Source organism: Bifidobacterium scaligerum (genome assembly GCF_002802865.1).
In the GTDB taxonomy this organism is placed as follows: Bacteria; Actinomycetota; Actinomycetes; order Actinomycetales; family Bifidobacteriaceae; genus Bifidobacterium; species Bifidobacterium scaligerum.
Window position 1 is genome coordinate 391,184 of sequence record NZ_PGLQ01000002.1, and the last position, 13,018, is coordinate 404,201.

9 protein-coding genes and 1 CRISPR repeat array are annotated in these 13,018 nt (G+C 56.8%); of the genes, 1 reads left to right on the plus strand and 8 read right to left on the minus strand.

What is annotated here, in order from left to right:
• Positions 1-136: 136 nt before the first annotated feature.
• From CUU80_RS04755 to CUU80_RS04765, 3 genes are all read right to left on the minus strand, one after another.
• Positions 137-1,429: a citrate synthase gene (locus tag CUU80_RS04755; RefSeq protein ID WP_100496204.1), complete on the minus strand. Its 1,293-nt coding sequence runs from the start codon at positions 1,427-1,429 to the stop codon at positions 137-139.
• 303 nt (positions 1,430-1,732) lie between these two features.
• Positions 1,733-2,515 (minus strand): type I methionyl aminopeptidase, encoded by a 783-nt coding sequence (gene map, locus CUU80_RS04760; RefSeq protein ID WP_100496205.1) that lies wholly within the window; start codon positions 2,513-2,515, stop codon positions 1,733-1,735.
• A gap of 24 nt (positions 2,516-2,539) precedes the next feature.
• Positions 2,540-3,427, minus strand: a complete 888-nt coding sequence (locus tag CUU80_RS04765; RefSeq protein ID WP_165775832.1) for an HdeD family acid-resistance protein — start codon at positions 3,425-3,427, stop codon at positions 2,540-2,542.
• Between the two features lie 185 nt (positions 3,428-3,612).
• On the opposite strand from CUU80_RS04765, the gene CUU80_RS04770 reads away from it, so the two are divergent.
• Positions 3,613-5,796, plus strand: a complete 2,184-nt coding sequence (locus CUU80_RS04770; protein ID WP_100496207.1) for a M13 family metallopeptidase — start codon at positions 3,613-3,615, stop codon at positions 5,794-5,796.
• A gap of 147 nt (positions 5,797-5,943) precedes the next feature.
• Here the strand turns inward: CUU80_RS04770 and CUU80_RS04775 are convergent, their stop codons facing one another.
• From CUU80_RS04775 to CUU80_RS10655, 5 genes are all read right to left on the minus strand, one after another.
• Positions 5,944-6,579: a single-stranded DNA-binding protein gene (locus tag CUU80_RS04775; protein ID WP_100496208.1), complete on the minus strand. Its 636-nt coding sequence runs from the start codon at positions 6,577-6,579 to the stop codon at positions 5,944-5,946.
• A 282-nt stretch (positions 6,580-6,861) separates the two neighbouring features.
• Positions 6,862-8,664: a proline--tRNA ligase gene (locus CUU80_RS04780; protein WP_165775833.1), complete on the minus strand. Its 1,803-nt coding sequence runs from the start codon at positions 8,662-8,664 to the stop codon at positions 6,862-6,864.
• A 53-nt stretch (positions 8,665-8,717) separates the two neighbouring features.
• Entirely contained in the window at positions 8,718-9,800 is a 1,083-nt protein-coding gene (amrS, locus tag CUU80_RS04785; RefSeq protein WP_100496209.1) for an AmmeMemoRadiSam system radical SAM enzyme, read from the minus strand.
• Positions 9,787-11,670 (minus strand): AmmeMemoRadiSam system protein B, encoded by a 1,884-nt coding sequence (gene amrB, locus CUU80_RS10965; protein ID WP_439329968.1) that lies wholly within the window; start codon positions 11,668-11,670, stop codon positions 9,787-9,789. Before amrB ends, amrS begins: the two co-directional genes overlap by 14 nt.
• Before the next feature lie 11 nt (positions 11,671-11,681).
• Positions 11,682-12,254, minus strand: a complete 573-nt coding sequence (locus CUU80_RS10655; protein ID WP_133119393.1) for a PBECR4 domain-containing protein — start codon at positions 12,252-12,254, stop codon at positions 11,682-11,684.
• A gap of 408 nt (positions 12,255-12,662) precedes the next feature.
• Positions 12,663-13,018: a CRISPR direct-repeat array (repeat unit 36 nt; unit sequence GCTGGGAATTAGCATTCACCCTTCTTGATAAGCTTG).

The window sequence follows — 13,018 nt, forward strand, 5'->3', positions numbered from 1 at the left end:
CCACTCAGCAGGGCAAATCCTCAAGTGAATCGAGATTTCATACGCAAAGTATTACGTACTGAGCAAATAACGCTCGCATATCAAACCGGCTTCAACCGGCATAAACATAACCAGCATCAATCCGCAGGGAAAACGATCATCGCTCCTCAAGCGGCACATAGTCACGCTCGGTCTCACCGGTGTACACCTGACGCGGGCGGCCGATTTTGGTATTCGGATCGGCAAGCATCTCGCGATACTGGGCAATCCATCCCGGGATACGCCCCAGCGCGAACAGCGTGGTGAACATGGCGGGATCGAAGCCGATGGCGCGATAGATCAGACCCGTGTAGAAGTCCACATTCGGGTACAGATTGCGTGAGACAAAGTACTCGTCATGCAGGGCAATGTCCTCCAGTTCGGTGGCCACATCGAACAACGCACGCTCGTCGGCCGGCAGCTTGGACGTATCCTCACGTTCCATGATCTTTTCCAAGTACTGCTTGGCGATGGCCGCACGCGGATCATAAGATTTGTATACGCGGTGGCCCAAGCCGGAGATCTTCTGTCCGTTCGCCTTGGCTTCGGCAACAAACTCACGCACCGACTTGCCGGAATCGCGAATCGCCTTGAGCTGGCGGAGCACAGCCTCGTTCGCGCCGCCATGCAGCGGCCCGGAAAGGGCATTGACGCCAGCTGCCACCGCGGAATACAGGTTGGCGTGGGCCGAACCGGCGATGCGCACCACCGAAGTCGAACAATTCTGCTCATGATCGGCGTGAATGATGAGCAGTCGGCCAAGGGCGTGCACATACAACGGATCGGATTCAAACGGCTCGTACGGCACGGCGAAGCACATGCGCAGGAAATCGTCCACGTAGCCACGAGCGTAATCCGGGTACAGCATTGGCTCATCACGACGACGACGGAAGATATAGGAGACGATGGTACGCACCTTGGCCATGATGATTACCGCGGCTTCATCCAACTGATCGGAATCGGTGATGTCCGTGGTGTCCGGATAGAACGTGGCCAGCGCGTTAATGGCGGAAGCCAGCACGCTCATCGGATGCGCAGTACGCGGGAAGGAACCCATGAACGTACGGAAATCCTCACCCACCATCGTGCGATGATTGATATCAGAAACGAATCGCTCATACTGCTCTTTGTTCGGCAATTCGCCGTGGCGCAGCAACCATGCGACCTCAAGAAAATCGGATTGATCGCACAACTGCTCGATGGGATAACCACGGTAGCGCAGGATGGAATGCTTGCCGTCGATATAGGTGATTTTCGATTCACACTGTGCAGTGGTCAGGAATCCTGGGTCAAGCGTCACCCAACCGTCGTTGCGCAGTTTCGAGACGACAATACCATCTGCGCCCGCGGTTGCTTTGACTACAGGCAGAGTATATTTGCTGTCATCTACATTCAGCTGGGCTGTTGCCATACTTATTGCTCCCCTTAGATACGGGCCGATGCCGACGGGCTGACCGTCCGGCTCAAAAGTATGGCTCACTATATGGCATGCGTGTTTCAGCGCAAGTTGCCGTCTCAAAAACGTGCATCACCGCACCGCCTGCACCAATAAAAAACACCCCACGGTGCGGCAACTCCCCCACAGTGTGGCAAACATCCATTATGACATTCCGCTAAAACAGCGGATTAAGCCATTTTCATTTGCCACACCGTGGGGAATCGCCACACCGTGGAGGGATTATTACACCGTGGGATGTGATTGCCGCTTGGGCAATCACAGGTTGGTGCGATCGGTGAAGATGATCGGGCCGTTCTCCGTGATGGCGATGGTATGTTCGGAATGAGCACCGCGCGAACCATCGGAGGAGCGCAGAGTCCAACCATCCTTCTGATCCTGATAGATCTCGTCCGTGGTCTTGAGGAACCACGGCTCGATGGCGATCACCAGACCCTCACGCAGCTTGTAACCGTGATGAGCACGGCCATCGTTCGGCACATGCGGATCGCCGTGCATGATATGGCCTACGCCATGGCCGCCGAACTCCAAGTTGATCGGGTAGCCGTATTCACGGGCGATGTCACCGATAGTGGAGGAGATATCCCCCAGACGGTTGCCCGGCTTGGCCACGTCGATGGCGGCGGCGAGCGCCTCTTCGGTGCACTTGATCAGTCGCAGATCTTCCGGGTCGGGATCCTTGCCGACCACGAAGCTCACCGCGGAGTCCGCAACCCAACCGTCCACGGAGATCGCAAGATCAAGGGATACCAGATCGCCGTCCTTCAGGCTGTAATCATACGGAATGCCGTGCAGTACGGCGTCATTGACCGAAGTGCAGATGTAATGGGCGAACGGACCGGTGCCGAAGTCCGGAGCGTAGTCCACGTAGCAGGATTCTGCACCCTTACGGTCCACGATCTTCTTGTGGACGAATTCGTCGATTTCCAGCAGATTGGTGCCCACCTTGGTGGTTTCCTGCAGTTCCTTGAGGATTCCGGCGACAAAGCGGCCGGCAGGCTTCATTTCCTCGATTTCACGAGGGGTTTTCAATTCGATCATGCCTGCCAGCCTACTCACAGCGCCCTACTTGCGCGGCTTGCCGAAGGTGAATGCGCGCACCACAGCGGTGACGCCCATCACCACCATGGCGCATCCTCCGAAGATCACCATGAATACGGTAGAGCTCAGCGGGCTCATCAGCACCACGAATCCGGCGATAATCGAGATGATCGCATAAGCGACCGCCCAGCCGGAGTTCGGAATGCGCCATGATTCCACCAGCGCCATCACGCCTTCCATCATCCAGCCGAACCCCACCATCAGGGTGACGAGCAGAGCCAGCGTCTGACCGGTAAGTCCATAGTTGCGTACGACAACCACGCCGCCGAACGTCAGCAAAATACCGACCAATACATCCAGCACACGCCATCCGCCCGGTAAGCCACGCTCCACCAGAGCGCTTATGATACGCACCACGCCCGAGATCACGAAGTATACGCCAAGCAGCAATGCAGCCAGAGCCAACGTTTTGGACGGCACGAGCAACAATGCCAATCCCAATGCGATGGCGGTCACACCCACCACGCCATACACCACGCGAATGGTGTTTTTAGCCCGTTGCGGAAGCCATTCCTCAATAAGACGGAATGGGTTGAAATCACCTGAATACCAGCCGGGCTGTTGTCCGAATCGATCCTGCTGATGATACGAAGCATTCTGAGAACCCGAGCCACATGATTGCCCATAGGGGTTAAACGGCTGCCCATTCGGGTTGGTGGCGTAGGGACCGTAATAGGGCTGCCCATATTCATTCTGCTGAGGTTGTGAACCGGATTGATCGGCATATTGCCCGGCCGGCCCAGCCTGGCCATTGCCGTATTGAGGAGGGTATTGACCGCCATGATTGGCGTCATAGGCACCATACTGCGGCTGATTTTGACCATTGTTCGCAGTACCGCTCGGCTCACTCATCATTCGCTCCTTACGCTCGTATGACCACGTACACAACTCCTTCGTATTTTAGACACTTTGACCAATTCACACCATGAACAAAAATGGACATATCGTCTAATAATCATTGCATGCCATACCGGAAAATCAGCTCACAGCCGACCAATCTGCCGCAGCTTCTCCCCCGCCGGCATTAGGCTGGGGGCATGAACAACACCAACGAAACACTGAAGCCGGGCATCGACCCGACTTCGTTCTCCTCCACCATCAAGCCGAACAACGATCTGTTCCGCTACGTCAATGGACCTTGGATTGACACCTATCGCCTGCCGGATGATCGTTCGCGCTACGGTTCCTTCGACAAACTCGCCGAGAACGCCGAGAACCAGGTGCGTGAAATCCTTGAAGACGAGGATTGCCCAGCCACCAAGTCGCAGGCCCTGTACCGCTCCTTCCTCAATACCGACGCCATCGAAGCCGCCGGCTTGGACCCCATTCGCGACGAGCTCGATCTCATCGACTCAGCCATCGACAAGCCGGCCCTGACGCGAGTGTTGGGCACCATCAACCCAGCCGGCGGACCTGACCTGTTCGGACTAGCTGTATACGGCGACCCGGGCAACCCGGACCTCAACATCACCCACATCGAACAGTCCGGCCTGATGCTGCCAGACGAGGCCTACTATCGAGAAGATCACTATGCTCCCGTACGCGAGGCGTACGTGACGATGGTAGCCACCCAACTGGTGAACGCCGGATACGCGCCGGCCGCCGAGATCGATGACAACGACGCCAACGATTCCGATCCCACAGCCAACGCCGACACTGAGACGTCATCCGTAGTACCAAGCGAAGCCGCACTGGCCATGGCCCGCCACTTCCTCGACGTGGAAACCCGAATCGCCGCCAATCATTGGGACAATGTAGCCACACGCGATTCGGTGAAGACCTACAACCCCACCGATTTCGCCGATCTGACTGCCACTTTGCAGCATTTCGACCTCGTCTCTTGGATTAACGCATGGCAGCGCGCATATGACGCAACCGAGGCGGCCAAAGCTCAGCCCATCGATTTCAAGTCCATTTTCGGCCACACCATCGTGCATGAGCCCAGCTTCCTGACCGGACTCGACCGTTTCTGGGCCGAAGCCGACCTGGCCGATCTCAAGCTGTGGGCTCGTGTCCATATGATCATAGGCTCTGCGAGCATGCTGTCGCGCGCGTTCGACACCACCAACTTCGACTTCTTCGGCAAGGTGCTTTCCGGTGCCAAGAAGCAGCGCGATCGCTGGAAGCGCGCGGTGAGCTTGGTTAACGGCGTATGCGGCGAGGATGTGGGCCGCGAGTACGTGCGTCGCCACTTCCCGGAAAGCGCGAAGCAGCGCATGGAGCAGTTGGCGGCCAATCTTATCGACGCCTACCGCGTCTCCATCGCCAACTCCGACTGGCTGGGAGAGACCACCAAGAACAAGGCGCTAGAGAAACTCTCCAAGTTCACGCCGAAGATCGGCTACACCAACCACTGGCGCGATTACTCGGCATTGAGCGTCTCCGCAGATGCTCTGCTCGCCGAGAACGCCAAGGCCGCGAATCTGTACGAAACCGGTTATCAGCTGGCCAAGGTGGGCAAACCCGCCGACAAGGACGAATGGCTGATGAACCCGCAGACCGTGAACGCCTACTACGAGCCAAGCATGAACGTCATCGTATTCCCGGCCGCCATTCTGCAACCGCCGTTCTTCGATCCAGAAGCCGAGGATGCAGCCAACTACGGCGGCATCGGCGCGGTGATCGGCCACGAAATCGGCCACGGTTTCGACGATCAAGGCTCACAGTACGACGGCGACGGCAAGCTCAACAACTGGTGGACGGACGAGGACCGCAAGAACTTCGAGGAACGCACCAAGGCGCTCATCGAGCAATACAACGGCTTCGTACCTCAGCAGCTGGTCGAAAAGTATGCCGACGACCCAAGCAAGGCACCACACGTCAATGGCGCGCTGACCATCGGCGAGAACATCGGTGACCTAGGCGGCGTAAATATCGCGCTCAAGGCTTACGCGTTCTCCTTAGGCAAGGCCGCAGGCACGATCACCGGCAATGGCGACGAGGACGGCTCCCCCGCCGCCATCAAGGAACTGCTCGACACCGCTCCCGAAATGGACGGTTTCACCGGTCTGCAGCGCTTCTTCCTGAGCTATGCCTCCATCTGGCGCACTAAGAACCGCGATGAGCTGGCCGAACAGTATCTGCAAATCGACCCGCATTCCCCCGCCGAGTTCCGCACCAACGGGATCGCCAGCAATGTAGACCTGTTCTACGACGCCTTCCACGTGTCTGAAGGCGACGCCATGTGGCTCGCGCCCGAGGCCCGCGTACGCATCTGGTAAGCAAGCGTCTCAGGCATATATCATCCCGCCTAATGCCGCTTATCAGATAAGCACCTCGCAACCAGCCTGCAGCTGCACATATGCACGTGCCGCTGCAGGCTTTTCTGCTGTGTATGCACGCAGCCACACGCGCCTACACAGCAATCGTCACATTTCCGGTTCTTCAGTAAAACCATCAGCATAGGATTGTTGCACGGCAAGCTGGGCGGGTCCGTCAACCACATCGGTAGGTAACGGCTGCGAGCCACTTGGTTCACACTGCACGCCGGCATCACCGAGCTCAACCGGCGGCGTTGGCGTCGATGCCGCAACAACACCGGATATGGGATCTTGAGCGTCTCCACCAGAAGGTGGATTGCCAGTACCTGTATTACCAGTGCCAGTATTCCCTGAGACCGGAGCGTTTCCGTTATTGGCGCGTTGCGTTTTTGTGAGATTCGTAGTACCGAACGTCAGATCATGACCGATATTGGTCGCTTCAAGAATGGTCCTGCTGCGCAACTCCCCTTGTTCGGTATTCCATTGTTCAGTGTTCAGTACCCCAACCGCAATAATCCGATCCCCTCGCCGTATTGATTGCAGAGCATTATTGGCCAAGGATCGAAACGCTTTGACCGTAAGCCACGCGGTACCGAATTCCTCCCATTGTCTGGTATTCGGATTCAGCCGACTGCGCGTACTGCCCATGCGGAAAGTCAGCACCGTAAAGTCACCTTTGCCGCCTTTGACCAAATCACTGGCCACAAAGCCGGTTACCGTTACTGCTGCTTGCTGGTTTGCCATGATGAGTCCTTTCCTGTTGCGCCCACAAGCGCGTATACGTCTGGACCGCCGATCAACCGCGCATCCTTGCGAACGAGGTGACCGGCGGTATGATCACTGTGCAATACGGGGCGCTCGCCGCACAAGGGCAATCGGCAAATGTGGATACTGTGACGGGGCTTGAGGCCATGTGGATAACTTTCGGTTATCCACACCACCAACACACCACCAACACAACGAAAAGCGCCACCCCGTATCAACAGGATGGCGCTATCGATGTCGAATCGTACGATTCACAACTTATTACAGCCGCTCAAGCAACGTTTCGACGGCCTGATCGGCAGGTACGGCGACCTTGTTCTCACCATTGCGGTCACGAATTTCAATCGTGCCGTCGTTGACGAAGTCACGGCCCACCACGGCGATGGTCGGCACACCAATAAGCTCGGCATCCTTGAACTTCACGCCCGGGGAAACCTTCTTACGGTCGTCGTAAATCACCTCGACGCCCTTTGCCTCCAGCGCCTCGACCAACTTCTCGGCACCTTCGAACGCCGCTGCATCCTTACCGGTGGCCACCACATGCACCTGAGCCGGGGCAATCACGGACGGCCAAGCGAGGCCTGCCTCATCGTGATGCGTTTCAGCAACGCACGCGAGCACGCGAGACACACCAATGCCATAGCATCCCATCCACACCGGCACGGCCTTGCCGTTCTGGTCGAGAACCTTCAGGTCCAGAGCCTTGGAGTACTTCAAGCCCAGCTGGAAGACCTGACCGATTTCCACGCCGCGCTCGAAGCTCAACGGACCGGAGCCGTCCGGGCTCATATCGCCGTGGCGAACCTCAACGGCCTCAACCACGCCATCAGCCTCGAAGTCACGGCCGTACACCAGGTTGTAGTAGTCAACCTCGTGTTCGTCGGCACCGGTGAACCATGCGGAACCCTTGACCACATGAGCATCCACAAAGTAGCGCAATGGCTCCTTGACGCCGGCAGCCTCAGCCTGCGGTCCAAGCACCATCGGGCCAATGTAGCCCGGCACGAGCTCAGGATGCTTCTTGAGGTCCTCTTCAGTAGCCTCTTCAAGCTCGGACGGAGCGAACTGCGCTTCGAGACGCTTCATATCGACAGTACGGTCTCCCGGCACGCCGACGACAATCAGCTCGCGCCACGGTTCGTCATGCTCCTCATCCTCCGGATGCTTGACGGCGATGACCACGTTCTTCAGAATGTCCGAAGCAGCCCATTCGCGACCATCTGCACGCGGATGGTCGGCGTTGGCGCGCTCAATCATCTTGTCGATGGTCTTGGCATCCGGCGTGCTTTCCTTGGTGGCAGCCGGAGTGTTGGAAGCATCGATTTCCGGCAGTTCCGGCGTATGCAGCGCCTCAACGTTCCACGCCTTACCGGAAGGAGCCAACGCGAAGGTATCCTCGCCGATCGGCATCGGAGCCAGGAATTCCTCGGAAGCGGAGCCGCCCATCGGGCCGGACATGGCGAACACCGGCACGTACTTGAGGCCGATGCGCTGGAACACGCGCTCGTAGGCGCCACGCTCATCCATGTACGCCTTGCGCATGCCTTCTTCGTCCACGTTGAACGAATAGGCGTCCTTCATCACGAACTCACGACCGCGAATCAAGCCGGCACGCGGGCGGAACTCGTCACGGTACTTGGTCTGAATCTGGTACAGCACAACCGGCAGATCCTTGTAGGACGAGTACATGTCCTTGACCAGCAGGGTGAACATTTCCTCGTGGGTGGGAGCCAGCAGGTAATCAGCCTGATGACGGTCCTTCAGACGGAAGATGTTGTCGCCATACTCCTCCCAGCGGTGGGTGGCCTCATACGGCTCGCGCGGCAGCAGGGCCGGGAAGTGCACTTCCTGGGCACCGATGCCGGCCATCTCTTCGCGGATGATGGCCTCGATCTTATTGAGTACGCGCAGGCCGAGCGGCAACCAGGTCCAGATGCCGGGGGCGGCCTTGCGGATGTAGCCGGCGCGCTGCAGCAGCTTGGCGGAATCGACATCTGCATCCGCCGGGTCTTCGCGCAACGTGCGCAGGAACAAAGTAGACATACGAAGGGTATTGGAAGTCATAGGTTCCAAGATATTCGCGTGAACCGACAAGCCCGCCAACCCACGACCCTCAGCTACCATCGTCCGGCAATTGCAGTGCCACATTCCGAGCAGCATCCATCGGTTCCACTCAGTCGGTCAATGATAATGCGATACCAATCACGTTCGATCAGCACCGCTCTGCAATCCGGGTCCGGACAGTAAGTAGTATCCCCCGCACGATCGTGCACGTTGCCGGTATACACATAATGCAGTCCTTCGTTAAGGGCGATTCCACGCGCACGAGTCAACGTCTCATGAGGGGTCGGCGGCACATCCTGCATCTTCCACGCCGGATGGAATGCGGAGAAATGCAGCGGCACATCAGGCCCAAGATGTTCTCGAATCCATGTACATTCGGCGTGCAGCTGAGCATCGTCGTCGTTCAGCCCCGGTATGAGCAGCGTCGTAAGCTCGACCCATACATGACCACCGTCCGGCGTACGTGCCTCATTCACCGCATAATCAATGGTGTCCAGCACGTCCTGCAAATGCGTACCGGTCACTTTCCAATAGAAATCCTCAGTAAAACCTTTCAGATCGATATTCGCCGCGTCCATGGCCGCATAAAAGTCTGGACGCGCCGCCGCACTCATGTATCCTGCGGTAACAGCAATCGGATGGATGCCCCGAGCGCGGCATTCGATCGCTGTGTCAATCGCATATTCGGCGAACACAATCGGATCATTGTAGGTGAACGCTACCGAATCAATATCATGATCCCGCGCCACTTGCGCGATCTTCTCCGGACTGGCCTCAATGCCGAGTCTATCGAAGTTGCGAGCTTTGGCAATATCCCAGTTTTGGCAGAACCGGCACCCAGAGTTACATCCTGCGGTGCCGAAACTCAGCACACTGGAGCCTGGATGGAAATGATTGAGCGGTTTCTTTTCTACAGGGTCTACGGCGAACCCGGAACTGCGGCCATAAGTATCCGAAACAATAGCACCATCATGGTTCGAACGGACGAAGCAGAATCCGCGCTGGCCGGGCCTCAGCACACAACGGCGCGGGCACAGTTCGCAGCGGGCGCGATTGCTGCCATCACTGAACTTGGTCTGCCATCGACCGATCGCGGCGCGTGGCATTGCGTCCAGCTTGGTATTAACGCTCGGCATAGGCGCTCACCTCGTACCGTTCGCATTCGATTTCCCCGTTAGCCCAGTCATAGTCAGCACCGATTCCAGCTTTGACCAGCAAGTGCGATACGAAATCATGCGGCACCGGCAGTTGCTCCCAAACCTGCGGTAAGAACGTCGCCCTGCGGCCGTGCCGGTCGGTCAAGATAAGGCCGTCTTTTCCGGGGCGCAACGTCTGTTCCAGTTCCTCACGCGAGCGCACTGGCATTGCGCTTGGTCTGCCCAGCACGGACACCTCCACATCAAGGAATGGATATTCTTCCGCAGTCACCGGGAAAAATCGTGGATCATGAGCGGCGGCATCCACGGCATGATCAGCCACGTCCCCGCCAAGCGAACGATAGGCCTCAAGCGTGCCGACGCATCCGCGCAACCGACCGTTTTCCGTTAACGTCACAAAACTGGCTCCTGGCTCGCTAAGCCAAGGATTACGGGCGATAATAGCGTTTGGGCGGTTCTCCGGAGCATCATCAAACCCGAGATGCCGGCGTATGGATGCACGGGCGAGACCGAGCAGCACATTCCGGCGCGTTTGCGGTGCAGCCGTATCAGCATTTGATTCGGCCGTTCCCGGCAATTTCCCGGATGCCACATGATTCGTCGGGATCGACATGGGATTGCCAACGGCATCGCCGTCTTGGGCAACGCCGGCATCTTGCGTGGTTTCATCATTGGCACAACTGACACAATCGACACAATCGACACCGTTGCCACTCTGCCAAATCGCAAACGACGCATAGCCCACTACTGGTTCATCTGGAGTATTCATGGCCGGACGTGGTCGACCTGCGAGCGCCACCACGGAGTCGTCGCCAGACGTACTGCGTCCCAAAAGCCGCAAATCAAATTGCGGGGTACCACGGTCGTCGTTCGAAGCGCTGCCGCCCCACTCGCCACTTAATGTTTCACAAGGTGTTTCACGTACCTCACGAAGTGTTTCACGATACGTTTCACAAGATGTCTCATGAATGATTCCATCTTGAGACGGCTGAAGTCCGCGCACCAATACGTCCAGCAGACCATTGATCGGATGCGCACCGCAAGCCCTTCGCGGATGGATCGGAAGCCGGCAGTGGGCAATATCATCTATGGTTTTCTCATCAAGCTGCCGCGCATACTCTTGAGGATGATAATGCGACAGATCCGAACTGATGATAACTACCGTCTCCGGCCCGCCCCACAACGCGCGCAAAACATCTCCCACTGCCTCAGGGCTGGCATCACCGGCGTTCAGTGGCACGATAGTCAGATCCGGACCGAATATGGTTTGCAAAAACGGAATCTGCACTTCCACCGCGTGTTCTCGCGCATGGGTCGGGTCGTTGACGATCAGCGCGGGAGCTGAGACACTGACACGCCGAGCTCCAAGCAAATTCAGCGCCTTGCGCTCGGCATCAGTGTCCACCGGGACCTGGCCCAGCGGGGTCTGCCACGTATCGGCACTCGAACATGCGACGCCACGAACGGGCACACGATGGGTCGGACCAATGATCACCGCACGCTTCACCACCCCACGCCCTCGTTCAAGCAGCGCGTAGGCGAGCGACGACGTAGTGCCGGAATACACGTATCCGGCGTGTGGCACGATCACCGCTTTCGGACAGCCTGCCGGCAGTTCGGGCTCAAGTTGTTTCATCAAGGCACGCCCGTAATCGAGCTGATGACTGATCAGCCGTTTGAGCGCAGTTCGGTCATCCGGATAAAATGACCCGGCCACAGCAGCCGGACGTATCAATCCACTCGACTTGGGTCTGCAAACATCATCGTCGGCATCATCGTTCTTGCGGAACATTTCGGATAGTCCCATAACTACCACCTCTACGAACCATGGTAGTCGGGACCTCCCCATCCAGCTATCCACTACCGTGGAGGTATCACACGGGCTCCGGTCAACGGGTAAAGAACCGTTCCAGCCTGTTGAATCGACCGGCTGGAAATACTCACATTCCGCACGGTCCGAGGCGCATACACATCAGCATCTGGGTCTACAGGTTGCTCGTTAGTCAACGTAACACCTACGCACCAAGCATCCGAACCGAAGAAATACCGATAGTCTTTGCTGGCCGAGTCTGCTATAAATTTCACACTTTCCGGAGTCTGCAGCATCAATGGCAGTACGAATAATTTATCTTCAGTAATACCTCGATTATGTGCATGATGGATACGCAATTCTTTGCACCTACCAGAGAGCAAACCATCAAAGAATACTTCGCATTTCGCTGGCTTCGCTCCGAACCTATACAAACGTTGCGGCACAATGCAATCCAAACCACAAAGATGCATAAAGTGATGTTTCTGCCAATGCACATCGAATGCGGTGCTATTAAATTCAAGGATTACATGTCGACCAAGAAAATTATCTGCATAGCATTCAGCAAGAGGGCGCAGCCGCTCAAGCATTGCGGGAATATCATCATTCCTGCGCCCCACCATCGAATGCTCCCCCTCAAGCAAGTATGTAAGCCGGAGGAACGCGATTCTTCCTCCGGCCCCGCTGTTGGGAATCCATGTTTATATTGCCCTCTGCTAGGCGACCCGTGACGCGAACGGATCTACGGGAGACTCAGCCTTTCAGCTGCTTCGCCTGCTCCCAAGACTAGGTGTTCCTTCGTGGCCACCGCAGGCAGCGGCTGCGAACATCACGGCAGAGAATTCCATGTTGCGGTAAGCTTAAGCATCAGCCCCGACCTCCGACCGGAAGAGGAGCATGGGCTAAAGCTATACTTTAAAAGTATCTCGCTCCATCACCGCAGTCAAATTGTTACGCGGTTGGTGTACTGGCATGCATTATCGGATACCCTAACTTCCATAAATGCACACAACGTAACCGCGCTCGAAGAAGCCGAGAATTAGCATTCACCCTTCTTGATAAGCTTGGTGACGGTGGCGCTACCACTGGCAAGTGGCTGGGAATTAGCATTCACCCTTCTTGATAAGCTTGCAACGAAAAGGAACAACCAATGACCGAGGCTGGGAATTAGCATTCACCCTTCTTGATAAGCTTGCTCGCATACCCAGACACGGGCGAGATTCGCTGGGAATTAGCATTCACCCTTCTTGATAAGCTTGACACGATCATGACACCCGTGTTAGTCCAGCTGGGAATTAGCATTCACCCTTCTTGATAAGCTTGCAACGAAAAGGAACAACCAATGACCGAGGCTGGGAATTAGCATTCACCCTTCTTGATAAGCTTG